Source organism: Streptomyces sp. NPDC004539, assembly GCF_040610055.1.
Classification (GTDB): domain Bacteria; phylum Actinomycetota; class Actinomycetes; order Streptomycetales; family Streptomycetaceae; genus Streptomyces.
Genome location: NZ_JBEXLS010000027.1, coordinates 94266 through 118869 on the forward strand (window position 1 = coordinate 94266; position 24604 = coordinate 118869).

The window sequence follows — 24604 nt, forward strand, 5'->3', positions numbered from 1 at the left end:
GCACACGAAGAAGCCCCTGCTCATCGAACAGGGAATCCCTTTGCCGCAACGCACTTAGGCGGAGGGTGACGCGCCGGCTCCCCTCACCTCCCCGCTGATTGGGAGGAAGTCGATGAACCGCACCTTCACTGCCTCGCCAGCCAGTAGTCCTGCCGCCCAACGGCCTTGACGGTGAACGTGCCCCGACACGCACCGCGAACTACGCTCAGTACATGGCATCCTTTGCGGACGATCCGCGCCACCAGAAGCTGGTCAGCGTACTGGTCCCGCTCTTGCGCCGTACATGCCCGCCGGGCGCGGGGGGCTACGGAGGAAGCTACGAGCTGCGTCTGGCATCCAGTGAAGCCGAAGACCTGGGTGGCCTCCTGCTGATCCGGTCGGCCATGCGCAAGGCGGCGAAGGAACTCGGCTGGTCGAAACTGGAGACCTACGGCACGGGTACCGGGAGTGTGGCTCTGGTTGGTGTCATCGACAAGCGGGAGATTCCCCAGGAGTTCAGCGATGTCGTCGAGAGCCACAAGCTGGCCCGAATGCGAGACGCCGCCGAAGCGGTTTCCCAAGCGATGACCAGTGGGTTCGGCCGTGCTGTCCGGGACGGCGCCAACCTGAGAGCTCAGGAGTTCCGGGCGGCATACGACGCAGCCGCTACGCCGTGACCTGCCGACTATGCGGATCGGGCCCGAGGGTTGCTTCCGAGCGGCCCAGGTGCTCAACGAAGGCGGGCCGGACAACCACGTTGTCCGGCCCGCCTTCGTTGCTCAGGCAGCCGCAGCGAAGGCCGCGGCAAAGAGCGGTTCGGCTCTATCCAGCTCGGCCGCCGAGGCGATCCGCACCTCCAGATCGCCGGTTCCGAGATGGCCCACGCCACGCAGATCCCGAGTGAAGCCCGGGTCAAGGCTGATGGTCGAGGGGTCGACGTTCAGGACCGCGATCAGAGCCTCGCGGGTGACGCGCACGCACGCGAAGTTCCGTCGGCGCCGGAACGCCAGGTAGTGCTGCAGCTCAATGCACGTGCCGTCGCCCAGGTCCAGCAGCCGCTCCTCCAGCTCGGAGAACAGGTCCCGAAGCTCGGTCGACGCCGAGTCCAGCAACTGGCGGACACCCTTTCGCCCGGTGCCCTCCGGCCGACTCCATGAACCCACCCGGGCCGTCCGGGTCCCGCAGCCTCCTGCGACGGAGGCCACCAGCTCCAACGTGACCAGGTCCTGGGCGTACTGCCGGTACACCAGAAGGTCGACCCGGTGGTGCGACATGCCGGCCGCCACGGTGTCGTAGCGGGTGAACTCGGTCGCCACGCAGACGATCCGCGGGTTGCTCCAGTCGACAGTGCGGCCGGTATCCTTGCCCAGCCGCTGTGCGACGAGCGCCTCGAACTCGTCTTGGTGCTCCACCAGCCAGGCGAGGTAGAAGAGGCCCTGCGACAACACGCTGGCGCTGCCCGTCCGCTTGTACTCCACGATCACGGGCGAGCCGTCCTCGTCCAGAGCCAGGGTGTCGATCCGCCCACGATGAATGGGCCCGGTCGAGTACTCGTGCGCCAGGAACCGCATACCGAGCATCTCCGGCATGTTGGCCTCGACCAGTACCTGCAGGTGGCGCTCCAGCTCCACCGCCCCGCCCGCGATCCTACAAACTGCTCCATCCGTCACCCGGAAAACCTGCAGCAACAATCCCCCTCACGCAGCGGCCCATGATCCGCAAGCGGGTCATTATGAGTGCACAGACACTCCACTGTCTAGTGAATGTTGCACACATCACATGAGTGCAGTTGGATGCTGACGGCCTCCGCGTCCAGGCCCGCGTCTTGAAGCGTGGCCACGACGCGCGCTGCGGCGGCCGGCAGCTGGTTCTTGCGGTCGAATGGCGTGAACAGGTCGACGTTGTTGCTGAGCCGGTTGACGATCTGGTGGGCCTGGACGGCGTAGCCGCCCACGAGGGCGAACCCGAAGCCGTCGGCGAGGGCGGTGAGGCAGATCCGGATCAGGCGTGCGTGCAGCTCGTCCGCTACGTGGCCGTCGCCTGTCGGCGGAGCTGGGGGAAGCGCTGCTCCCAGCGGGCCCGAGCGGGCACGGGGATGATCAGCTGTGGCCACAGCCGCTGAAGAATGGCGCCGTCGAGGTGATCCCGTAGGTCCGCTGCTGACTGTGCTTCGCGGACCACGCGTTCGTACATGACGGCGAGGTCTGCGTCGTCGTTGAGGTCGTAGGTGTACGCCGGGCCCCAGTCGAGGTGTCGGGGCAGGCGGACGAGGCCGTGGACCGGGCCTGTCAGCTCAGACAGGATGTCCGGGACGGCGTAGGGCTTGGCCTCGGCGTACCTGCTCACCTCACCAGGATGTCCTATCCGGCCCTGGAAAGCTGATCCCCTGGCCAATGCGGCGCGCAGCAGGAGCGAGTCGAGAAAGTCCCCTTAACCCGTATGCGAACTCCGCTGTGACTGGTTCGGTCGCTTCGGGCAGGGAGGGGCGCCCCGGGCCGTTGCGGCTGAAGGTCGCGCTCATTGGTGAAGGTGGCCCGGAGATGCCCGGGGTGATCCTGTCGTCCGTCGATGCGGAGGGCATGCAGGAGGAGGCGCTGGACGAGGCAGGGCTGGAAGCGCGGATAGCGCGGTACGTGACCGAGCTGAGAGCGTTCCAGTGTCGCTACGGCGCGCTCGCGCGTGCCGCCCAGCATCACGCAGCGTGACTGATGGGGGAAGCCTTCGGCCGGTCACATCGAACACGTTGAGTAACAGACCTTGCGCTGGCCGAGCAGGAGGAAGCAGGGAGAGGTTATGGGATTCCTCCGGCGCAACTTGCCCGGAACTTGCCCGGGAGTATCCATAACCGTTTGGGACTGACCGACTCGCATGGGACTGGTCGTCACGGTTAGATGTGCCCTGACCAGGTAAAACTGGGACGGGAGGCCGCCGGTTGGGACTGGTCGGCGGATGATCAAGTGTCCTCGTAATGCGTAGGTCTCGGGTTCGAATCCCGAAGGCGGCTCAAGAAAGTGCAGGTCAGAAGCCTGTGGGCCCTCCGTGGAGATCATGGAGGGCCTTTTCTGTGCCCGGATGGGAACATTCTGGGAACGGAGGATTGCCTAAAAGTCCCCTATGTCCCGTCGGTTTTCCTGTTGGGCATGCGACATGGCGCGAGAGCAGGGCCGTGCGCGCGGGGTGAGTCGCCTTGCGCTCGTATCGGCTGCGAAGCCGAGCAAGGCGACGGGCAGGGTGCGCTGTCTCCGGGCGTGGAGAACGATCCGGTGCTTCTGGTCCCCATGGGGTCATACCGCGCGTAATGTCTGCGGATATGGACGGGGCAAGAGGTACGGCCGGGGTCGGGGAAGACGGGGGCCGCTACCCCTGGATCCGCCGTGTGCATGCGATTGGCTCGGCGCCCCAAGTTGATCGCTTCGGCTGGCTGGTAGACCTGCCGTGGGCACGAGCAGGGGTCCCGCTTGCGGGGCGACGCGAGGACAGGTTGCTCGTGGTACTGGGCGAGCGTGGGTGTGGCAAGAGTGACTTGATCATTGAGGAAGCCGCGGCGCTGCAGTCCGAGGGACACGTCGCGGAGCTGGTCGACCTGAGTACGCGGGGACGGTTCTACGAAGCGGTCAGCGCGCGGAGGGATTTGGGCGCAGTCCTGGAGTGGGCCGCTTCTGAGGGTGATCCGGGGTACGTCCTGTTGGACAGCCTTGACGAGGGTCTGGACCGACTCGGGGTTCTCGATGACATTCTGGTCGGCTGTTTGGAAGAGCTCGGCCGTGAGCGGAGAAGTCGGCTACGGCTGCGTATCGCCTGCCGTTCGGGCCGGTGGCCCCGCGGTCTGGAAGGGCATCTCCAGTTGCTGTGGGCGCCTGAGGAGGTCTCGGTAGTTGGTGTGACGCCGCTGACCCGGTCCGACGTGGAGACGGCTGCCGCCTGGGATGGTCTCGACGGCCGTAGAGTCACTCGGCGGCTGGAGCAGAAGGGTGCGGTGGCTCTGGCCTGGTCTCCGATCACCTTGAAACCCTTGCTGGAAGCCGAGCGGGAGGGATGGGGCCTGCCTTCGACGGTGGCTGACGCCTACCGGCTTGCCTGTCGGCAGTTGAGCTCCCACGGCCACCGCGACGGAAGTCCGCTGGCCCCCGATCACCTGACGGCACTCGCGAGCCGAGTGGCCGCCGCCATGCAGTTCGGCCACTATGCGGCGGTCCATGACACCCCGAGTGCCATTGAGGCTGACGTGGCACTGGCTGATCTTGACGGCGGTGACGAGCCAGGCGCGGCGGGGGATTCCTACCACTGCGGGATGAAGGAACTGCTGGCGTTGGTGGATTCCGGGCTGATGGTCGAGGTCGGGCTGCGTCGCTGGGCCTTCGCCCATGACAGCTACCAGCAGTACCTGGCTACCCAGTTCCTGGCACGGCACCACATGCACGACGCTGCGCAGGGGCAGTTGCTGTGGATCGGTGACGGAACGTCCCGTCATGTTGTGGCACGACACCGCGAGGTGGCCGCGTGGCGAGTAGTGGACGATACGGAGCTGTTCGCCGAAGTCCTGCGGCACGACCCCGAAGTGCTGTTGCTGGCTGACCTCACGGCACTCCGCGATCAGCAGCGCGAGGCCGTGGTGGACCGGCTCCTCGACCTAGTGGCCAGCGATGACACGGTCCAACTGGACCGAGGGGTGCTGCACCGCCTGAAGCACCCAGGGCTGTCCTCTCAGCTGCGTCCCCATCTGTCTTTCCCGGCTGCACCTACGCTGCTCTCCACGGTGCTCCGCATCGCGCGAGCCTGCCAACTGCCTGAGCTCAACGACCAGTTGCTGACAGTGGCCGAGACGCAGGGGCTAGATCCGAAACTGCGCCGCCTAGCCGTCCAAGCACTCGGCGACGAACTGGACGCCGACCATGCGGCCCGTCTCAGGGCATTGGCCGAGCACAACGATGCGGACCTGGGCCGGCTGGCGGTCCTGGAACAAGACCCGGAGCGGCTGGCCTTGCTGAGGGCGCTGGCCTGGCGCGGTGATGCGGACCTGGCGGCGGCTGCGCTGGAGCGGTTGTGGCCGCAGTATCTGCGGCTGCCCGAATTTCTGGACCAGATCCCGCCTGCCGATGACCCCACGCAGGTCCGCTCCGCATGGCTCCTGATCCATAACGTTCCGAACCTCCTGAGACCCGAAGACGTCGACGAAGCCGTAGCGTGGACGACATGGACTCTGGGTTCGCGGCACCCGAGGGCCGGCCTGACCGAGTCCGGCGAGTCGCAGTTGTCCGTGCGACTGCCGGTTCGCATCCTCGCCCAGGCGATCGCGCTCTTCGACGAAGACGACACCGACAACGACCCTGCACAACGGAACAGACGACTCGACGAAATCGCCGATGCCCTGCTCACTCTGGCGGGTCGTGCTGATTTCGACGACCGGCACCAGCTTGCGAAACCGGTGGGCGAGGTGCTGCTGAGTCGGCTGGGCATCCGCCGAGAGCTGGGCCGACGTGTCCTGGACCGCGGTGATGACCACCAGGTCACTCGGCTCCAATCCTGGCCAGGCAGTCCTGCCCTGTTCTCCCCTAATGACTCGGTGTACTGGACTTTGCAGTGGCCCACACTGAGCCCTCACGCACGTCGGCACGCTGAGTTGCTGGTGACGGCGTGGCCCGATCCAGCGGATCCGGACCTGCCGTCCGCCCTTGAACTGCGCGAGCGTCACCCGGACCTGAAGGCCGCCACCGCACGGTGGGACACCCGCGCGGAGGAAGAAGCCCAGCAACAGCGCGAGCAGGAAGAACAGCGCCACCGCCGGGCATTCAACGAAGCCCGCCTACGGTTTGCCCTCACCGCGCTCAGTACCGGAGAGGGACCCCCCGAGCGGCTGTGGCAACACATCACCACCGAGCTGTACCGCACCGCGGACGGCAGTCAAGCGCCGCAGGACAGGCTGGGCGTCGTGGCTGCTGCACCGTCTTTCCCGCATGAACGCAGTGACCTGCACTGTCTGCTGCTGGACGCGGCTGTCACTGTCACCATCCGCTCAGCAGCCCTGGATGGTGCAGCGGCCACTCCAGCCACAGCAGACTGGAACCGGGCAGCCACTGCTCTGACCGCGCTGGCCCTGCTTGATGCCTCGCACCTGGCCGAGGCATTCGGCCGCCAGCCCCGTCGAGCGGCTGTCGCCGCCGTGGCGCTGGCGGCCCACGATTGCCACGACTCCGACGACACCGCACTACGGCACAGCCTGATCACACAGTGCGTCCGACTGGCCGGCCACGAACTGCCGACCCTGCTCCGCCAGGCGCTAGACGGTTGCAGCGAGCCGGAACTGAACAGTCTGGCAACCGCGTTCGCCCGTACCGCCGTTCCTGATGCGGTTCAGACCTTGCGAGACTGGGCCAATGATCCGGGCCGCACCGACGAGCAGTGGGCCGGCGTTCTGACCTCACTCGCGCTGGCAGGAGACCGACCGGCCCAAGAAATCGTGTCCGCCGCAGTGACCGACCCCGACGTTCAACGAGACGCCGCGCCGAGCAGCTCACGATGGACCCGCGCCGTCGCGGCGCTGATGGGACAGCCACAACTGCCCGAAATCTGGCCCGCCATCAGGACAACCCTGGCGACCCCCGGAGTTCTGGCTGCCCTCCTGGAGCGCCTTATCGCCTCTGACCCCAAGGGAACCTGGCCGTCCGGGACCGGCCAGTTGCCCGAGGCTGCCCTCGCTGACCTGTACACCATGGTTACCGACCACATCGGCATCACCCGGCTCCTGGAGTACCAGTTCGAGGGTGGCTTTTATACCGATGCTCGCAGCAATCTGCACCGACGGCTGTTGGGTCTGCTGATCTCCAAGACCAGCCCGGAAGCGGTCCGGGAGCTGACCGGTCTCGCAACTCGCTATCCCGAACTTGCAGACCTGCGTCGGCACGTTAAGGTCACGGCCCGCGAAGTCGCCGAACTTCAGGCTCAACCCCTGGTACCGGAGCAACTTCGGCGCCTGGCCGCAGACACCAATCTGCGCGCCGTTACCGATGAACGCCATCTCCAGGACATCGTGCTGGCCAGCCTCGACCGTCTTCAGACGGTGCTTCAGGGGTCCAACGGCCTTGTGGTCAACTTGTGGAACCGGAACAACTGGACAGTGGATCACACCGACTGGTGGCCGTGCTGGGAAGAAGACTTCAGCGACATGGTCGCAGCTCTCCTGCGCCAGGACATCGGCGGAAACCGCGTCGTGATCAACCGCGAAGTCCAAGTCGACCGCCCCGGGTTTCCCGGCAGACGTACCGACATTCAGATCCAAGCCACGGCCCCATCCACCAGCAGCAGCGACGGCACACTGACCGTCGTCATCGAATGCAAAGGATGCTGGCACCGAGACCTGTCCACTGCCCTGGCCGACCAGCTTGTCCGCGACTACCTGCGCATCCCCGGTACCGCAGGCATCTATCTCATCGGCTACTTCGACTGCGACCGCTGGAACCGCGAAATGCGCAGGAAGCGACACCACGCATCAGACGATCACACTATCTGCGACCTGCAGCACGAACAGGATGCACGCGCCCGGGAGCAACGCGACCAGTACGGTGCCATCGTCGCGGCGAAAGTTCTCGACTGCCGTCTTCCCGGAGCCAACGACCCGTGGCGTGCCAAGCCCCACAAGCCTCCCGCGCAGACGACCTAACCGGCACGGGCGGCAGGCTCTGGTCCCATGCGTGATCATAAACGTGGAACATGACACATCCGTTGCTGTGCCCCCTAGGCCAAGGTCTGGGACAATGGGCCTGGCCAGGGCCTCTGGGAGGCCTACGTCGACTCCCTCGGCAAGCAAGACAACTACAGCCGGGTGTTGACTGATGGCAGTCGCTCCCAAGCCGTCCGCGCGGCCAGATGGCGACATCAGGTAGGCGGGCCGCATCTGACCTGCAACGGGGGACGGTTTGCGTGAGCCACGGCATCGTTGATTGACCGAGGTGGAGTGATCATGTAACCTACTTGGTGAGGCACTGATGGCCATGTACTACTGCTTGCTCAAATTGACGCAAGGTAGACATGGAGGAAAGCGCTTTGCCGAGAGCGGGAGAGTCCGCTCGCCTCTGTAACAGGGGCGAGGGGTATGGCCCGCGGTCACAAGGCCAAAATCGGCGAGCGTGATGTTACTGGTGTACTCCTCTGCACAGGTCAACCCTTAATGGGGCTGACCCATACCTACGAGGAGCACTGGGTGGCTGAAGAGTACGAGCGTGTGGTTGCTGAGAGCGGCGATCGAGCTGCGGATATTCGCGACCCTTCTCCTGCCTCGCCGGCGGAGGCGTCTGAGGTAGAGGCTGCGGCACCTGCGTCTGGCGCCTTCGCTGGCGATTCAACCTCCACCCTCGTTGGACCTTCAGAAGCTCCTGCTGATGACACTGGCGGTAGGTTCGCACTACTAAGCCAAGCGGTCACCCGTTTGAGTGGACGAGGCGCACGGACGACGGCCGCGGGTGTCAAGTCTGAGCTGCAGCGACTAACGGCTGGAGAGTTCCACGAAGGCAACCTTGGTTTCACATCCTTCAGGGCGTTCCTAGAAGCAGCCGAAGGGGCTGGCGTAGTGGCGCTAGACCTTCCGTTGCCAGGGCCCGGGCAGGATGTGCTAGTCACATTGAGTGGCCAGATGGCCACTCGGGGCCACAGTCGGCTTGCCCGCCCATTGAAGCGCCGCATCCGGCCCGATTTGTGGACTGCGTTCGTGGACTGGAACCAGGCCTTCGTTCGTCTGTGGGATCGGCGAGCGGAAAGGGCGGTGATCTTTCCGGCGGTGGCTACCGCCAGCGAGCCTCCCGCGCTCACAGTCCTTAGAGATAGGTACGCCAGGCAACCCGAAGAATTCGTCGTGATCGAACCGATCAGTTCAGAGCAGCAGATCGGCTGGATGCGGCAGTTCGCGGAATCAGTGTCAGCTCAGGCTCCTGACCTGCGGGCATGCTTGGATGGACCCCGGCCGGCCGCCTCGTTCTCTCGCACCCTGCGCAGTGATCCGGCAGTCAGTGAAGCCTGGCGCTCTCGACTGTCCGGACTAGTCCTTGAGACGATCCGAGCTTGGTCGGATTTGAATGATTTGCATATGGATTTGATGGAGACCCCCCTCTCCGGCGGACGGTCTGCTAAGGCCGATGAGGTGCGAGTCTCAGGGCTGCCAACCTCGCCGAACGCGGATCGGAGGCCCCGTGAACAAGCGGAACGGCATAGTGAAACGGCGGACGTCCGAACCCAGTTGCTCGCAGTCCTTTCTGAGCTGAGCACGGAAGAACTTCTTCAGATCCGCGTACCGATCGTCTACGCTTTGCGTCCATGAGTGGCCTGGCCCCTGACGAGTTCAGTCTGCGTCGCCTTTGTAGGGACGCACGTGTGATCACGGAAACAACCCATTCGCCAGCAAGGCAACATCCACTTGGCCTGGGTATTCAATTCAAACAGGAGTACAAGGTACGCGCTGGCGTAGCTCGTCTCCCTAAGGCGCCAGACGGGCTGAGATTCCTTAAAGAGATTACTGCGCTCCCCGTTCCACTGCTGGGGCCCGGTTTGGCGAAATCCGCCTGGGGTCAACTTCTGGGCCATCCGGGGCTTATCGCGGAACTAGAAAGACCAGCACCGGAGCGCATGCAGGCGGCAGGGCTCCTGGTGCCCACCTCACTGCCAGCGGAGCGGCTCCGCGAATTCGTCATCGCTGTAGTTGTAAGACCGAGTGGAATGGTACTTGCGGATGGCGGGCTCAACTCGATCCCGCTTGCTGGTGTAGGTCGACTCCTTATTGAAACATCGGAACATAATTCCTCGATCTCCGTAAATGCGTGGCTCTCCGCTCAATGGGTAGCTTCTAGTGCAGAATTAATCGGACTTCTTGAGGAAGAATTTCTTCGTGCCTCCTCGGCGACGCAACGCGCAGGACGGCGAAGTGGTGTAGTGGCGCTGGTTGAATCAAATGTTGCTGCAGAAGTCGGTAATAGGTTGGACGCTGCTGCGGCGGTATGCGGGTATGAACTAACCACCTTCGAGCCACCTGAATTTCACGACTCGGCTATGAACTTGATGCGTTCAAGAGTGCCCTCCCATCTGCTTGTTCAGTCCACTCTGCTAAACGAGTCATCCGGAATTATGAAGGCGTTCTCAAGAGTATCTACCCGCAGGGTGATGCTTTTGGATTCTGCTGGCTCGCATGGTGTGCTGGCCGCGCTAAGAGCACGGCTTCATGAGGCGGCAGGCGTTTCCCCGGGGTTGATGATATTTGGGGAGGCCGTTGCCGAGGCGGAAGAGGATGGCTACGCCTATATTGCCCAGATTCCACTTCCTGTGAAAAAGATGGGAAGGAAGGCGCACCATTCTAGGTTCAAAGCGATTGTGGAATGTTTGGATGCGCAACTCTGGTATTCTCGTGACTTGGCAGATCATTCGCGGAGTGGGACGGTCGCTTTTAAGTGTTTCAGATCGGGAACTAAAGGGCTGGAGTGGGTTGCCGATCTCGATGAAAATGCCAAGATCGTCATTGGGAAACATAAGGGCCCTGTTGGTGTTCTGATTCCGTGGGAAGAGCTCGGTTTTAGTTGAATTCGAACGCCGACCTGCCCCCCGTTCAGGGACGCATGGAGCAGCATCGCCAGAGACGACTATCGCGGCCAGTAGCGGGGTGGCTCCTTAGCAGGGTCAACCAGATCGAACCGCTGCTTGCTACCGGGGTTCAGCCCTTTGATGTGAACGAGCTGCTGGCCCTCCGCTGCATCGAGTTCACGGATGAGCAGCGGCATCGACGCGATCACCGCTCCCATGGCCAGGCCCAGGCCCACCATGCCCTTGTGACCATGGCTGAACCGGATGTGATGCATACCGGACTTCTTGATCGCGGCCGTCTCCGACGGATCCTCCAGCTGACGCCCGTCCTTCGTCAGGAAAGCCTCGAAACCCCTCTTCGCAGCGTCAGGGAGAAGGGCAAGATCCTTCTTCCCTGCCCACTTGATCTCGCTGACATGGCGAACCTCATGCTCATGCAGCAGCCGCCTGAGCATTTCCAGCATCTGAACCGGGACGTTCTCGTCAATGAGGATTCGCATCAGGCAGCGCGTGGTCCCGGGCTGTAGCTGTCCACATAGAGGGCGAAGGACACCGCGTCACGGGCGGCCTCCGCTGTCACGCCGGGATAGTAGTCAGCGATCTTCTCGGGAGGGATGCCGTCCTCCACGAGCTCGGCCACAGCATCGAAGGGCACTCGGGTGCCGGTGATGACCGGCTGCCCGCCCTGGGTAGCAGGATCGACGCTGACGTATTGCTTGGGCCGCAGAAGGTGCGGGACCACGACGCCGGCGCGGGGCGCGAACTCCTGAAGGATGTCAGCCATGGTGGCGATCACCCGCTGCCCGGGATGCTTGACGAGGTCCGTCGCATGATCGTCAGTCCCGTCGCCTACCAGGACGATGGAGTCACCTTCAGCCACCAGAGAGTAAGCCGACAGGTGCTCGACCTCGCCGAACCGCTTCAGCGTGGCCAGAGCCTTGCGGATCTTCTGAAGCGATACGTCCTGGCGGAGGACCGCGAACGCGCGTAGCGCCAGCACGTCCCGGAAGGAGTACAGGGCTGGCTTGGCCGCAAGCTCGGGACAAAGGATGGGACCGTTGCCACGATCCTGCCGCCATGACCGCAGCTGCCCCGTCGTAGCTCCGGAGAGAGCCGCCGCCATACGCGTTGAGTACGCCATGGTCCACCCCCTCCGATCCGCGTGAATTCTCTACACGCCAGCATCCCAGCTCCGCGCCTGAGGACGCTACAGGAAGTCAGGCGAGGGGGCCCAAAATCCTGCTCTTGGCGCCGGGAAGAACCTGTCCCCTTGGAGCGGACCGAGACGCCAGGACTGCGGTGGGCTGAACGGGAGCGACTCTCGTGTCACAACACTCTGCGGCGATCACGAAGAGCTTGGGCGTGAGGCTGCGTGAGCCGATGGGAACGCTCTGGGTACATGGTGCCAGCCTGTGCGTCATCATGCTGAGGTCAGGTCCCGTGGGGTACGGGTCGGCAAGCGCGTGGACAGGGTGGGCCAGAGGATGACGATGCAGGACGACAGCTATCAGTGGCCACCCGAACTCATGGCTCTGCTGGTCGACGTCATTCCGCTGCTGTGCCGAAGCAAGGATGACGTCCTTGGCTTCCTACGTGGTGCCGGGGCCAATGCCACGACACTGGGCGAGTTTCAGCGCCGACTGTCGGAAGACAGAGCATCAGTCAACAAGTACCAGATTGCCCGCACAGTTCTGGCGGAGCTGAACCAGCAGGGCGACCGCGGCCTGGCCTCTCGGCGCGAAGTCATCCGGCGCGTGACCGAGTTCGAAGAGTTCTCCACATGCTGGCCCAACGACCAGCTCAAGGCCAAAGGCCTGGTGGCGGACATCCGTAGGGTCGTGAACGTAAAAGACTCCTTCACGCGTCTCCAACAGGAGCGCGAAGCAGAACGTGAGGCCGAACGGCACAAACGGCAGGCCGCGCAGAAGCAAAAGGAAGCGGCAGCCTTGGAACGCCGGCGCCGATACCAGAGCCTTCATGCTGAGCTGTCGGCCCTCTCTCAGATACCGAACCCGCAGAAGCGCGGAACGGCTCTGGAAACACTGTTGAACAAGATCTTCGCGGCAGAGGGCCTCTCCATCAGGGACTCGTTCGTCCTCAGGAGAGAGGACGGCCAGGCAGCCGAACAGATCGACGGAGCCATCGAGCTGGACGGCTCCCAGTACGCCGTCGAAGTGAAGTGGTGGGCCAAACCGCTGGGGCGTCCTGATGTGTCCGAACACCTCGTCCGGCTCTTCAGCAGGGCAGAGGTACGGGGACTGATGATCTCGGCATCAGGCTTCGCCGCGCCAGCCATCGAGGAATGCCAGCGCGCCCTCAGCCAACGTGTGATGGTCCTGGGAGAAGTGCGCGAACTGCTCCTGCTCCTGGAACAAGAGCGGGATATTGCTGAGTGGCTGCGCGAGAAGGTTCGGCGGGCGACCCTGGAGCGCCAGCCGCTCTCGGTGCTGGGCGTCGACTTCTGAGAGATCAAGCGTTCATGATCGGGCGGCGTGCTCGTTTTTTGATCGGTTGGGGCCTCCACCCTGGTCCCAGAGGCATCAACGAGCAACCAGGCTTCCGGGCCGCTCTGCCCCACCTCGTGCCGCGCGAACTCTGAGGCCAACGCGGCTACGTCGTCATCGAGGGATCCCAGGTAGGACGAGCCACGCCTGCACCAGCTCGGCTACGGCGACTGGACCGGCCCCCCCTCCGCCACCTTCATCGGGGTTGGGTGTTCCGCCCGCGAGATCGTCGGCCTGCTTGCATAGGACCCGGCCGCACGAGGAACAGCGGAGCGGCAGCGATCCACCGTCCCATCGGGTCCATCGGCGAGAACGGTCTCGCGTTGTCAGTGGAGGCGGAGACAATCACATCGCTGACGGTATGGGGAGGCGCAGGCGTGCACACAGACGATTTCTTCGGCACCAAGCCCGACGACACGGTGAACTGGGCCCAGCATCGGCCCGGCGAGTGGATGAGTCAGCTCTGGCGGCTCGATGTCGAACTGATGGAGTGTCTGCGTTTCGGTCCACTGCCCGCCGAACCGGACCTGGACGTGGCCGTGGCCCTGACTCGGCTGCTGCACGAAGACTTCGTCGCCAGGGGCACCAGCCACGACGAGCGCATGAACGACGAGGAGGTCGTCCTCGCCGTCAAAGCGCACCGGGCGGTCCTCAGCCGCCTGGGACTGGAACCTCCGCAGTTGCCGTTCCGGCACCACAGCGGGTTCTACGACTACTGGCGCAAGAACGACATGTCCGGCGGGGGTGGCTGGCAGGCGCGCCGCGAGTGCATCGAAGACATTCTCGGGCCGACACGCGAGGCCCTGGAGGAACTGCAGGAGATCGAATACGAGCAACGCTTCAAGAACGGGCCCCGCGGAACCTTCAAGAACCTGATCTTCGCAGCGGTCGGCCCGAAACCGAAGATCGTGCTCCGGGACGCCGTGAACAACGACGTGGAGATCGTCCAGAACGCAGAGAACTGCCTCGTGTACAGCGACCCGTTGCCAGCACACGGCTTGACCTGGCGACAGATGGTCACCTGGTGGGCGACGAACCACCTGCCGTCCGCCGATGAACCAGCCGCTGCTGATGCCCTGTACCGGCGGCTGTACCGCTCCCTGGACTCCCTTCCCGAACAGACCCTCCTGCGTACCTACTGCGCCCGCTACGCCGAACCCGACGGGTTCGACCTGCCCGCCCTGATCCCTCAGGTCTACCTGCACTACGACCCCTACACCCGCAAAAGCAGCGAACACAGTGGTGCCCTGTACCGGCAGCGCATGGACTTCCTCCTACTGGCACCCGACCGCTCCCGCATCGTCATCGAGGTCGACGGCGCCCACCACTACGGCACCAAGAACCCGCCCGACGAAAACGGCCGAGTCACCTACACCGCCTCGCCCAGGCTGTATTCGGAGATGGTCGCCGAGGACCGCCGCCTGCGACTGGCCGGCTACGAGATCTACCGCTTCGGCGGCTGGGAACTCACCCAGTCAGACAGCCCGCAGGTCCTCGCCGACTTCTTCACCGAACTGCTCGACCGCCACAAGAAGCCGACGCCGTAGCGACGGTTGCGAGTGGCTCAATACCCGGCGGCGCGCATCTCCTCGATGTACTCCGTCTGCCAGTACTCGTAGACGCTGAGGTGAGAGGCGTAACCGCCCCACAGCAGGTGGGCCAGTTTGTGCAGCTCGTTCACCAGCTCGTAGAAGTTCACGTTCTGCTGAACAGGGCGGGCGGCAGCACGGTGGGGGCCATGGCCGACCACGGCGTAGCGGAAGGTCTCACCCGTCGCGTCCTCGCTGTCCAGCCAGTTCAGCTGCTTCCAGGACTCCGGGTCGATGCGCCGCTCCGGCTTCGGCAGATCCAGCAGCGCAAGGTAGCGGTTGAGGCAGTCCGCGAGTTTCCTGATGTTGTGGGTGCGCAGCCGCTCATCCAGCTTGGCAGGGCTCAGGTCCTCGGGACCCCCATAGCCCTCCTGGACCGCGCAGCCAGCCGCAGTACGGATCAGCCACTTCAGCGTCAGTTCGATGCTGTGCCGGTAGTTGTAGAGGATCGGGATGGGCAGAAAGTCGTTCGGGCCGTGGGCGATCCAGTGCCGCGCGGCGATCTCGGCCACCTCCAGGTAGCCGTTCGCGATGGCTAGATCATCTTCACTGGCCCCGCCCCAGATGGCGATCTCATGATGCGACCACTGGGGCCGGGGCAGGCTCAACCAGTTCTCTGCTTCGTCCACCCGATCAGGATGGCAACCGGGTATCCCGCCCACTACTGCTTTTCACTTCTGAGGGACGGACGGAGGAACCAGGAGCAACCTCGTTGCAGCACGAATAGTCTGGCCTGCCAGCGTGCAGGCGATGCGGGGCCGCGGTAGTCCGAACGGGACCGATGCTGGTGACTCCGGATCGCTTAGAGCTTGGTGCGCTACGCTGTTTTCACGCGGCTGACCTGCGAGAACGGTCATCGGCTCCGCCCCGGGTGAAGGGGGAAGGATCCCTTTCTCATCCCAATGCGGGTGTGTAGCCCCCCGTTTCGAAACCTCTCGACCCGTCGGCGGATCTGGCCGCTCATCGGGGTGACGTCCTGTCTCGGTGGGGTGTCCGAGGGCCGTTCCCAGGGTCCGATGGGAACGTGGTGGGAACATGAGAACTAAGAACGATCGAGAAAGACCGAGAAGGGCCGAGCAAGCAGAGGGTGCCTGAGCTGCTGGTATCACGCAGGGTGAGTAAGATTGCGACGGTCGGACAAGATCATGTGCAGACTCGTAATGCGTAGGTCTCGGGTTCGAATCCCGAAGGCGGCTCAGACTGAGCCCCGTTCAGAGGCTCGAAGGCCCTCCATGAATGTCATGGGGGGCCTTTTTTCGTTCTGGGGTGGTGTTGGGGCGGTCGGGGATTGTCTGAAGTGGGCATTTTCCGAGGTCTGGGCTTCGGGGTGGGGGTGGGTGTCTACGGTGGCGTACTCGGATCTGTGGGGCGGCGTGGGGGGAGACGCATGCTGGGGATGTTCAGGGGGTTGCGAGGGGGGTATCGGGTTCCGGTGCCTCGGGAGGAAGGGGGCGGCTGGGGGGTGTTGGAGCGGGTCGGGCGGGAGGTGCTGGGGGCGCTCTCTGCGGAGGACGCGGCCAGAGGGGATGAGCTGCTGAGGGCGTTCAGGGCCGATCCGCAGGCGATGGCCGGGGCGCGGCGTCGGCCGGCCGTGGGCATCGGGACGAGCGTGCCGGACCTGGCCGCGTACGTGTTTCCCGCTGTCGCCTGGGTGTTGGGGATGGTGAGTCAGCGGGTGGCCGACAGCGTGATGGACGTGGTCGGTGAGGCGACTCGGCGGAAGGTGGCCCGGCTCGTCGAGGCCCGGCGGGGGAGAGGGGCCGCCGGTGCCGGTGCGGAGTCGGCGCCGGAGGGTGACGACGCCGTGTCCGAGGGGGAGAGGACGGCGCTCGTCACGGCGTTCACGTACGTCTTCGAGCAGCGGCTCGGACTGGACGGTGAGCACGCGCAGGCGCTCGCCGAGTCCGTCGTCGCGGCGATGGTGAATCCCCGTGCACCGGGTGCGTCGTGACCGGGGGGAACGCCTCCGGGGGGCTGCCACCGTCCTCCCGGCACAGGGCACCGGCACGTACCGACCGCCTCCGTTCGGGAGCCGTCTCCCCGACCGGCGCCCGGTATCTCCTCCTGGTGACAGCCCTGCTCCTCGCCGGAGCGTTCGCGGGGACGCTGGTGCACAACCAGTTCTTCGGCACGGAGTGGGCGACCGGAGTGGCGCACTGCACGCAGGAGGCACTGGAGCGGGTGCCCGGCGACAGCATCGCGCGGAACGCGTACGAGCAGAGGTGCGTCAGGCCCTTCCAACAGCGGCTGCTCGGCGTGTCGTTGGCGGGGTCGGCCCTGGTGGTCCTGCTGGGGACGGCCGGGCTGTGGGTCCTGCCGGGGCGGGAGCTGCGGCGCGCGGGCCCGTTGGAGCCCGCCCCGCCGGACTGGCAGGAGCGGGTCGCGGGCGCCGCCGCCGAGCTCGGGGTGCGGCGTCCGCCGAGGACCGTGTGGGCGGGCGAGAAGCACGAGGAACCGTTCACCGCGGGGCGGCCCGGCGCCGTCACCGTCGTCCTCCCGCGCGGCATGCGGCGGCTGGACGAGCGGCATGCCGACGCCGTCATCCGGCACGAGGTCGCGCACATCGCCGCCGGTGACGTCGGCCTCGTATGGCTGACCAGGGGTGCGCTGGCGGCGACCGCGCTCGTCCTGCTCCTGCCGCCGGCCGCTCTCGTGGGCCGGGAGTGGTCGGGCGGCGGGCATCCGCTGAGCGCTGTCGGGAACCTGTTCTGGGGGGAGTACGGGGGCCGGGCTCTGTTGCTCGTCGTCCTCGTCCTGCTGCTCTCCCAGATGGTGCTGCGAGCGCGGGAGCACGAGGCGGATCTGCTGTCCGTGCGCGGCCGGTCCGCCGAGGGGCTGACGTCCTGGCTGGCCAAGGCGGAACGAGCGTGCCGGAGCCGCGTCGGACACGTACGCCGAGGCGGCGGGCCGACACGGCGAAGCGGCGAACAGATGCGCCGAGGCGCCGAGGCGGCGTACCGAAGCGCCGAGCCGGCCCACCGGAGCCGGACCGAACACGCGCACGGCACCCCCGCCGCACCCACACCCCACACCCCCGCCGGACAACACCCCTGGTGGCAGCGGGCCCTGGCCAACCACCCACCCCTCGCCCACCGCCTGACCGTCCTCACCCTCCCCCACCCGCACCTGGCCCCCACCTGGCTGGACGCCGCCACCACCGGCCTGCTCGGCGCGATCCCCCTCGACTCGGTGACCTCCCTCGCCCAGACCGGCTTCACCGGCACCCCCCTGCTGCCGTACGCCCTCCTCACCGGAGCCCTCGCGGCCGGCACGCTGATGTCCCTGGCCTGGGGAGCCTCCGTATGGCGGAGTGTCTCGGCCACCGAGGGGGACGTGACCGTTCCGCGCCGGACGTCGCTCGCCCTCGCGGCGGGAACGGCGCTGGGGCTCGTCGTACACCTCCAGAGCACCAGCGACCACTTGAACGGTTCCGGTTCGCCGCTGGTCGTGCTCCCGCTGGCACTTGCCTCGGCGGGGGCGTTGAGCGCTCCTCTGGCGCGGATGTACGTCCGTTCGCGGCGGACGGCGCCGAGCGCGCTCGCCGTCCTCGGTACGTCCGTGGCGGTCAACGCGACGCTGTTCGTCGGCGTCCTGCGGGTCGCTCAGGAACTCGCCCTGTGGACAGGCGTGTTCGGATGGCGGTCCTTCGACGCGGCGCTCTCCCTGGCGGGCGTGTACTCGATGAGCGCCACCAGCACGGCCGTCGGACTGGTCTGTCTGGCCCTGTCGGCGCTGGGGTGGACCCTGCGCGGGACGGGGCGGGCCTGGCTCGTGCCGCTCTCCGCGGCCGTGGCCTCGGCGGTCGCCGCGACCGCGATCCGGGGGGCGCTGCCGGCCGGAGCCGACTTCGATGCCGTCCTTCAGTACGACCGCTGGGTGGCCGCCGTCGCCGGACTCGCCGCTCTGGTGGCGATCTGCGCGGTCGGCGGAGGGGAACAACTCGGCCGCGCCCTGTGGGCCGCACCCCTCGCGACCGCCCTCACCTCGGGCATCCTGTGGCTGTCACGCTCCGGATTCTGGACGCACCCTGAGGAACCGGTCGACGCCGGGCGGTACTTCGGCACGCCCTTGGCCCAACTCGCCGTCTTCTTCGTCCTCCTGGCGTTCCCCCTCGCCCTGCTGCCCGCGCTCGTGCGCCGGGCCGGGTGGGAGAGGGCGGCGGCGCCGGTCCTGGCCGCCGGGATGGCCGTCGCGCTCGCCCTGGTGGTGGTGCGGTCCGACAGCGTGCTGCTCCCGACGATCCTCAGGGCCGCAGGGGTGTCGGGCTGAGGGACCCTCAGGCCGCCGTCCACGTCTGGTTGTCCCGGCCGTTGCACTCCCACAGCACCGCCCCCGTCCCGCTCGCGCCGCCGAAGATGTCGACGCATTTCTGGGAGGAGGTGGCGAGGAGGCGGGTGCCGGAGAGTTGGAAGAGCTGGCTGGGGGAGTTGGTGCAGGGGGTGAGCTGGATCTCGGTGCGGTCTTCGGTGGAGTTGCCGGCGACGGTCATGCACTGGCCGGCGGAGCGGGCGGTGCCGGCGGTGAACTGCCAGCGCTGGGCGGGGGAGCCGTCGCAGGTGGACTGGACGAGCTGGGTGCCGGTGCCGCCGTCGCCGCTGCTCAGGCATTTGCCGGAGGCGGCGACCTTGAGGGCGTGGCCCTGCGGGGGCTCGGGGGTGGGGGCGCTTCGGCCGGGGGTGGGCTGCTCGTCCTCCGTTTCCGTTTCCTTTTCCTGCTCGTCCTGCGCCTTCTGCTCCCGGGTCGCGCTCTTCGAGGGGGTGGGGGAGGCAGACGGGGACGGGGAAGCGGTGGGGGACGGCGGGGGCGTGTCCGGGGGGAGCGGTGCGGTGGTGGGGAGGGGGTCGGCCGCCGCCGGGGCCTGGTTCTCGGCCGTGGTGAGGAAGAGGGCGGCCGTGGTGAGGGCCGCGACGGCGGCGGCGGTCACCGCGAGAAGGAGGGTCCGCCGTCGGCGGCGCGGGCGGGGGGCGGGGGCCTGGAGGTCCGTGGTGACGTCCGGCGGGGGGCCCGGGTAGTCCTTTGGTACGACGCCGGCGGCCGACGAGGCCGTCGTCACGGGGGAGACCGGCGCGCCGGCGTCGTACGCGTCCGTCTTGGGTATCACCGCCCCGTACGACCCTGACTCCGGGACGGCGTCCGGCCGCAGCAGCCTCTCCGCCTGGTCCGCGGTCAGGCGGTCGGCCGGTTTCGGGGCGAGGAGGCCGCTGATCAGGGGGGTCAGCGGGCCGGCGTCGCGTACCTCCGGGGGTGGTTCCATCGCGATGGCGTACATCGTCTCCGTGACGGAGGGGCGCAGGAACGGGGAGTGGCCGTCGACCGCCTGGAAGAGGGTCGCGCCGAGCGCCCAGAGGTCGGCCTCGGGGCCGGGGGGCGCGCCGACGAGGCGTTCGGGGGCCATGAAGTCGACGGAGCCGACGAGTTGGCCGGTGCGGGTGAGGCCGGGGGTCTCGACGGCCTGGGCGATGCCGAAGTCGGTGAGGACGACGCGGCCGTCCTCGGTGAGCAGCACGTTCGCCGGTTTCACGTCCCGGTGCAGGACGCCCGCCCCGTGCGCGGCGCGCAGCGCGGCGAGGACACCCCGGCCGATCCGGGCGGCCTCGGCGGGCCGCAGCGGGCCTTCCGCCGCGATCAGTTCGGCGAGCGTGCGGGAGGGGACGTACTCCATGACGATGACGGGGCGGCCCTCGTCGTCGTCCACGACGTCGTGCACGGCGACGACGTTGGGGTGGCTGACGCGGGCCGCGTTGCGGGCCTCTCGGCGGGCGCGTTCGTAGAGGGTGGCGAGGTCCGTCTCGTCGAGCTGCGGCTGGGGGTGCAGGCGCTTCACGGCGACCACGCGCGCGAGCAGTTCGTCCCGCGCGCGCCACACGGTGGCCATGCCGCCGCGGCCGATGCGGTCGAGGACGCGGTACCGGCCGGCGATCAGCCGTCCTTCGTCGGACACCGTGGTTTCCTCATCAGTTCGGGGAGCCGGACAGACGGACGGCAGAGCCCGCCCAACGCCCCTTCGCCCACTGCCTGTTGAGGAGCGTGTGGGCGATCCTACGGTGCTGCTCTTCGGAGGAGGACGCGCGACGCGGGCCCGGGGTTCCCTGTCGGCGCACCGGAACACGGGGAAGAAGTCCGTGCGGCTCCCACCGAAGTGTCCAGCCCCCTCCCCGGCCCCGGCACGCGACAATGGACCACCCGACAGGAACACGAGAGGCGTCGTATGAGGGTCGAACTTCCGCCGGAGCCCGTGCACTTCGTGAACCGTCACCGGGAACGGGAGCGGGCGGCGAGGGCGGTGGCGGAGTGGCGGGGGAGCGGGCGGCCGTTGGTGGTGGCGCTCAGTGGGCCCGCGGGGCTGGGGAAGACGGAGCTGGCGCGGCTGATCGCGCGGACGGTGCGGGACCGGTTCCCGGACGGGGTGCTGACGGTCGATCTGGACGACCACCGGGTGGGCGGGGTGCTGGACCCCGGGGACGTGCTCGCGCAACTGCTGCGGGCGCTCGATGTCGAACCCGCCCTCGTGGAACCGCAGTTCAAGGCCCGCTGCCGGCAGTACTGGAACCTCACGGCCGACTCCCGGCTCGTCCTCCTCGTCGACAACGCCCGGTACGCCTCGGAGGTCGTCCCCCTGCTCCCCGCGTCCGGCGGGAGTGTCGTCCTCGTCGCGAGCCAGGGCCCGCTGCACGATCTGGAGGACGGTGCCGCCGTCGGCCTCGCGCTGCCGCCGCTGGACGAGCACGCGGCGACGGAACTGCTCGAACTCGTCGTCCGCGACCCGAGGTTGGCCGAGGACCCGGAGTCCGTGCGGGCCCTCGTGCACCTCTGCGACGGCCTCCCCGCCGCCCTGCACGTCGCCGGCCGCTGGCTGCGCGCGCACCGGCTGCGCCCGCTGGCCCGGCTGATCCCCGAACTGCGCGGAGAGTGGGACGAGAAGGGCGTCCCCGGCGTCGAACGCGTCTGGGACACGGCGTACGACGCGCTGTCGCACCCGGCGTCCCTCCTCTACCGGCTGCTGCCCCACCACCCCGGCCCCACCTTCACCCCCGACTCCGCGACCGCGCTCCTCGGGCTCGGCGAGGAGACCTGCCACGCGGCGCTCGAAGAGCTGCACCGGGCAGGGGTGTTGGACCTCGGGACCGGTGCGCGGCTGCGGTTCCCCCGGCCGCTGCACGCCCACGCGCTGCGGCGCTCCCGGGAGGACGGCGAACTCGTCGCGACCGCTCGGGTGCGGGTGCTGCGGTGGTACGTCCGGCAGGCGCAGCGGGCCGATCTGGCGGTCGCCGGGCCCCGGTTGATCGTCGGTGACACCTTCGGGGCTTCGGAGTCCGCGCTCGACGCCGAGGTCGGCGCGGACTGGCTGTACGACGAGCGGCACGCCCTCTTCGCGTGTCTACGGCTCGCGCATCAGCGGGAGTTGGACGCGGAGGCGGTGGCTCTCGCCGAGCCGATCTGGACGTACGCGCTCGATCATCCCCACCAGTCCGACGTGGTGGAGGTGTTCCGGCTCGCCGTCGCGTCGGCCGTACGGCACGGGGCGCGGGCCGCGTGGATCGTGCGGACGCAGCTCCAACTGGCGCGTCCGCTCTGGGAGTCGGGGCGGCTGGAGGAGGCGGGGAAAGCGCTGGTCGCCGCGGGGGCCGCCGCCCGGCTGCTGGGGGAGGGCGAGGTCGACGCCAAACTCCGGGGGTCCGTCGCCGAGTTCAAGGGGATGCTGCTCGGGGTGCGGGGGGAATGGGCCTCGGCTGTCGGGGAGTTCGAGGCGTCCCGGGAGATCCACGCGGGGATTCCCAATCCCTACGGTGTGCTGCTCCAGACGTATCGGATGGGAGAAGCGCGGGCCCGGTTGGGGGAGTTGGAGGTTGCCCGGGGGTTGTTGAGCGAGGCTCGGGAAGGGGCTGTCGCGCAGGGGCGGGAGCGGATCGGGGCGCGGATCTCCTTCGCGTTGGCGGGAGTTCTGCGGGAGGTGGGGGAGGTGGACGAGGCCCGGGGGTTGTACGAGGGGGCGTTGGAGCGGGCCCTTCGGCGCCGGTCGGAGTTCGAACAGGTGCGGGTGCATGGGGCGTTGGAGAAGCTGGAGGAGGCTGCCGGGCGGGCGGAAGCGGCTGCGGGGCATCGGGAGGCGGTGGAGAGGATTCGGCGGAAGAACGGGATCGGGTGAGGGGCGGGGGCGGTTCCAGGCGGGGCTTGCCTTTCAGGGCTTGCCTTCAGGGGGCTCCGTTGCGCAGGGCTCCGCTGTACGGGGGCGTCGGCTATACGGGGGTGTCGGCCTCGTCGCTCGTCGCCTCCCGTAGGCGCACCATGAACTCCCCTTGCCCCACCCGGCAGTTGAACTCCACCGGCTCCCCTCCCCAGCCCCGGTTCGCGCCCGTCCACACGTGCGCCGCCGACACCGCGAGCGCCGGGTCCACGGTCGTGATGCGGCCGTCGGGCTCGGTGCGGGGCTCGATCCTTGACGTGTACGGGAGTTGGCGGCCCCGGAATCTCAACAGGGCCTCGCCGGTGGGGTGGAGGGCGCCGGCGGTGCGGCAGGCGGGGTGGTCGTCGAGGGCGTGACGGGTCCAGCCGTCCGAGGTCCAGGTCGGGGTGTCCGGGAGGGGGCGGCGGTACAACACCCCGGCCGTGTCGGTGAGTCGGTCGGTGGAGGTGCCGTGTTCCACCGCGAGGTGGTGGCCGGGCGGGGCGAGGCCGACGGGGTGGCGGGTGAGGTGGAGGCCGGCCGGGGTGAGGTCGGCGTGGGTGTCGAAGGCGGTGGGGACGCGGAGTGCGGGGGTGGGGGTGGGGAGGAGGCGGAGCGGGGGTGGTGAGGGGGGTGGGGTGAGGTCGAGGAGGGCGTACAGCTCGGTGCGGAGGCGGTCCAGGGCGTGGCCCTCGTGGGTGAACGCGGCTTCGGCGGCGGGGCGGGTGGCGCCGGGGCGGTAGGCGTGGAGGGCTGCCGCGAGGTCGGTCGCATGGTCCGTCGAACTGCCCAACTCCGGTACGGCGCGCAGGAGTACGTCCATCGGGCTGGCCGGGATCAGCTCCGGTCCGCCCCTCTCCGCCGCGAGGACCGGGCGGTCGCCCAGGGCCGCGAAGTACAGGGCCGTCGAGCCGTGGTCGGTGATCAGGGCGTCGGCGGCGACCAGGACCGACGCCCACTCCTCGCGGGGCGCGGCGAGGATCAGGCCCGCGTCGAGGGCGGGGGCGAGGCGTTCGGTGAGGTCGTAGGTGCCGAGCAGGCTGTGTTCGTTGGGGTGCACGATCAGCGCCAACTGGTAGGCGTCGTACGGGAGATGGGCGGCCAGTTCGGCGGGGAGGTCCGGGCGGCGGCGCAGCAGGGACTCCGGGCCCCAGGTGGAGGTCAGGGCGACGAGGGTGCGGGCGCCGGTGCCGAGCGCCGCGCGGTAGCGGTCGCGCAGGGGGCGGGAGGCGAGGAGGCGTTCCAGGGTGGGGTCCCCTACGACCCTGGCGCGCCTGGCCGCTTCGGGGTCGGCGGTGGCGAGGCGGGCGATCTGCCCGGGGTGGGCCATGGCGTGCAGGGCGATGGGCGCGCGGCGCAGATGGACGGGGTCGAGTCCGGAGGCGGAGTCCGCGGAGCCCTCGTCACGGATCGTCTTGCTGAACCCCGCGCCGTGCGGCAACAGCACGCGTGTGCCGCCCAGTTGACTCAGTTCGCCCTTCGGGCTGGCGGCGACGACAAGGTCGTACGTACTGCGCCGGGCCTCCTCCCACGGCACCGTCCGGCCGCCGAGGGCGTCGACCACGGAGAGGGCGTCCACGCCGAAGTCCGAGCCGGGGACGAGGGTGAAGTGGCGGGAGACTCGGGGGTCGCCGGCGAAGACCGGGGCCGTGTCCAGCAGGCGGTACAGGGCGACCGCGGAGCGGGCGGCGAACAGGACGCTCCTCATTGCCGACCGCCCGTCGCCCGTCGCCCGTCGCCCGTCGCCCGTCGCCCGTCGCCCGTCGCCCGTCGCCCGTCGCCCGTCGCCCGTCGCCCGTCGCCCGTCGCCA

At 67.7% G+C, this 24604-nt stretch carries 17 protein-coding genes, 1 tRNA gene and 1 pseudogene; 11 read left to right on the forward strand and 8 right to left on the reverse strand.

What is annotated here, in order from left to right:
• Nucleotides 1-212 precede the first annotated feature (212 nt).
• Nucleotides 213-656: a hypothetical protein gene (locus tag ABZX85_RS39765; RefSeq protein WP_355880456.1), complete on the forward strand. Its 444-nt coding sequence runs from the start codon at nucleotides 213-215 to the stop codon at nucleotides 654-656.
• 102 nt (nucleotides 657-758) lie between these two features.
• On the opposite strand, the gene ABZX85_RS39770 is transcribed toward ABZX85_RS39765, so the two are convergent.
• The 3 genes from ABZX85_RS39770 to ABZX85_RS39780 all read right to left on the reverse strand — a co-directional run bounded on the left by ABZX85_RS39770 (nucleotide 759) and on the right by ABZX85_RS39780 (nucleotide 2325).
• Nucleotides 759-1667 carry a DUF5655 domain-containing protein gene (locus ABZX85_RS39770; protein ID WP_355880459.1) on the reverse strand — a complete coding sequence of 303 codons (909 nt, stop codon included), beginning with the start codon at nucleotides 1665-1667 and terminating at the stop codon, nucleotides 759-761.
• Between the two features lie 68 nt (nucleotides 1668-1735).
• Complete coding sequence (locus ABZX85_RS39775) at nucleotides 1736-1933, reverse strand: hypothetical protein (protein ID WP_355880461.1); 198 nt, start codon at nucleotides 1931-1933, stop codon at nucleotides 1736-1738.
• A gap of 71 nt (nucleotides 1934-2004) precedes the next feature.
• Nucleotides 2005-2325, reverse strand: coding sequence for a hypothetical protein (locus ABZX85_RS39780; RefSeq protein ID WP_355880464.1), 321 nt, complete (start codon nucleotides 2323-2325; stop codon nucleotides 2005-2007).
• A 194-nt stretch (nucleotides 2326-2519) separates the two neighbouring features.
• Here ABZX85_RS39780 and ABZX85_RS39785 point away from each other — a divergent pair, with 194 nt between their 5' ends.
• The 4 genes from ABZX85_RS39785 to ABZX85_RS39800 all read left to right on the forward strand — a co-directional run bounded on the left by ABZX85_RS39785 (nucleotide 2520) and on the right by ABZX85_RS39800 (nucleotide 10536).
• Nucleotides 2520-2684, forward strand: coding sequence for a hypothetical protein (locus ABZX85_RS39785; protein WP_355880467.1), 165 nt, complete (start codon nucleotides 2520-2522; stop codon nucleotides 2682-2684).
• A 219-nt stretch (nucleotides 2685-2903) separates the two neighbouring features.
• Nucleotides 2904-2983, forward strand: a tRNA-OTHER gene (locus ABZX85_RS39790).
• Nucleotides 2984-3502: 519 nt separating this feature from the next.
• Nucleotides 3503-7636 carry a hypothetical protein gene (locus ABZX85_RS39795; RefSeq protein WP_355880469.1) on the forward strand — a complete coding sequence of 1378 codons (4134 nt, stop codon included), beginning with the start codon at nucleotides 3503-3505 and terminating at the stop codon, nucleotides 7634-7636.
• Between the two features lie 1703 nt (nucleotides 7637-9339).
• Nucleotides 9340-10536: a hypothetical protein gene (locus ABZX85_RS39800; protein ID WP_355880473.1), complete on the forward strand. Its 1197-nt coding sequence runs from the start codon at nucleotides 9340-9342 to the stop codon at nucleotides 10534-10536.
• Nucleotides 10537-10595: 59 nt separating this feature from the next.
• Here ABZX85_RS39800 and ABZX85_RS39805 read toward each other — a convergent pair whose 3' ends face one another.
• Nucleotides 10596-11036 (reverse strand): DUF5615 family PIN-like protein, encoded by a 441-nt coding sequence (locus tag ABZX85_RS39805; protein ID WP_355880476.1) that lies wholly within the window; start codon nucleotides 11034-11036, stop codon nucleotides 10596-10598.
• The gene (locus tag ABZX85_RS39810) at nucleotides 11036-11659 is read right to left on the reverse strand and encodes a DUF433 domain-containing protein (protein ID WP_355880479.1); all 624 of its coding nucleotides are present in this window, start codon (nucleotides 11657-11659) and stop codon (nucleotides 11036-11038) included. Before ABZX85_RS39810 ends, ABZX85_RS39805 begins: the two co-directional genes overlap by 1 nt.
• Before the next feature lie 361 nt (nucleotides 11660-12020).
• On the opposite strand from ABZX85_RS39810, the gene ABZX85_RS39815 reads away from it, so the two are divergent.
• From ABZX85_RS39815 to ABZX85_RS39825, 3 genes and pseudogenes are all read left to right on the forward strand, one after another.
• A complete protein-coding gene (locus ABZX85_RS39815; RefSeq protein ID WP_355880482.1) occupies nucleotides 12021-13001 on the forward strand; it encodes a restriction endonuclease in 981 nt (326 codons plus the stop codon).
• 89 nt (nucleotides 13002-13090) lie between these two features.
• Nucleotides 13091-13286: pseudogene (locus ABZX85_RS39820) on the forward strand (pyridine nucleotide-disulfide oxidoreductase); the annotation flags it as partial.
• Between the two features lie 131 nt (nucleotides 13287-13417).
• Nucleotides 13418-14587, forward strand: coding sequence for a hypothetical protein (locus ABZX85_RS39825; protein WP_355880485.1), 1170 nt, complete (start codon nucleotides 13418-13420; stop codon nucleotides 14585-14587).
• Nucleotides 14588-14604: 17 nt separating this feature from the next.
• Here ABZX85_RS39825 and ABZX85_RS39830 read toward each other — a convergent pair whose 3' ends face one another.
• Nucleotides 14605-15258 carry a hypothetical protein gene (locus ABZX85_RS39830; protein WP_355880488.1) on the reverse strand — a complete coding sequence of 218 codons (654 nt, stop codon included), beginning with the start codon at nucleotides 15256-15258 and terminating at the stop codon, nucleotides 14605-14607.
• A gap of 803 nt (nucleotides 15259-16061) precedes the next feature.
• Between ABZX85_RS39830 and ABZX85_RS39835 the strand changes: the two genes are divergently transcribed.
• Together ABZX85_RS39835 and ABZX85_RS39840 are read left to right on the forward strand one after the other, a co-directional pair.
• On the forward strand, nucleotides 16062-16580 hold the full coding sequence (locus ABZX85_RS39835) for a hypothetical protein (protein WP_355880491.1): 519 nt from the start codon (nucleotides 16062-16064) through the stop codon (nucleotides 16578-16580).
• A gap of 116 nt (nucleotides 16581-16696) precedes the next feature.
• On the forward strand, nucleotides 16697-18898 hold the full coding sequence (locus ABZX85_RS39840; protein WP_355880494.1) for a M48 family metalloprotease: 2202 nt from the start codon (nucleotides 16697-16699) through the stop codon (nucleotides 18896-18898).
• 7 nt (nucleotides 18899-18905) lie between these two features.
• Here the strand turns inward: ABZX85_RS39840 and ABZX85_RS39845 are convergent, their stop codons facing one another.
• Entirely contained in the window at nucleotides 18906-20570 is a 1665-nt protein-coding gene (locus ABZX85_RS39845; protein WP_355880497.1) for a serine/threonine protein kinase, read from the reverse strand.
• A 267-nt stretch (nucleotides 20571-20837) separates the two neighbouring features.
• Here ABZX85_RS39845 and ABZX85_RS39850 point away from each other — a divergent pair, with 267 nt between their 5' ends.
• Nucleotides 20838-22775 carry an ATP-binding protein gene (locus tag ABZX85_RS39850; RefSeq protein ID WP_355880500.1) on the forward strand — a complete coding sequence of 646 codons (1938 nt, stop codon included), beginning with the start codon at nucleotides 20838-20840 and terminating at the stop codon, nucleotides 22773-22775.
• A 91-nt stretch (nucleotides 22776-22866) separates the two neighbouring features.
• On the opposite strand, the gene ABZX85_RS39855 is transcribed toward ABZX85_RS39850, so the two are convergent.
• Nucleotides 22867-24604: translation initiation factor 2 (locus tag ABZX85_RS39855; RefSeq protein ID WP_355880503.1), on the reverse strand; the 1738-nt coding region annotated here is incomplete at its 5' end.

Excerpts from the sequence above, each read along its gene's own strand:
- ABZX85_RS39765 (WP_355880456.1), top strand. The coding sequence starts at position 213 with ATGGCATCCTTTGCGGACGATCCGCGCCACCAGAAGCTGGTCAGCGTA.
- ABZX85_RS39785 (WP_355880467.1), top strand. The coding sequence starts at position 2,520 with ATGCCCGGGGTGATCCTGTCGTCCGTCGATGCGGAGGGCATGCAGGAG.
- ABZX85_RS39805 (WP_355880476.1), bottom strand. The coding sequence starts at position 11,036 with ATGCGAATCCTCATTGACGAGAACGTCCCGGTTCAGATGCTGGAAATG.
- ABZX85_RS39810 (WP_355880479.1), bottom strand. The coding sequence starts at position 11,659 with ATGGCGGCGGCTCTCTCCGGAGCTACGACGGGGCAGCTGCGGTCATGG.
- ABZX85_RS39815 (WP_355880482.1), top strand. The coding sequence starts at position 12,021 with ATGACGATGCAGGACGACAGCTATCAGTGGCCACCCGAACTCATGGCT.
- ABZX85_RS39850 (WP_355880500.1), top strand. The coding sequence starts at position 20,838 with ATGAGGGTCGAACTTCCGCCGGAGCCCGTGCACTTCGTGAACCGTCAC.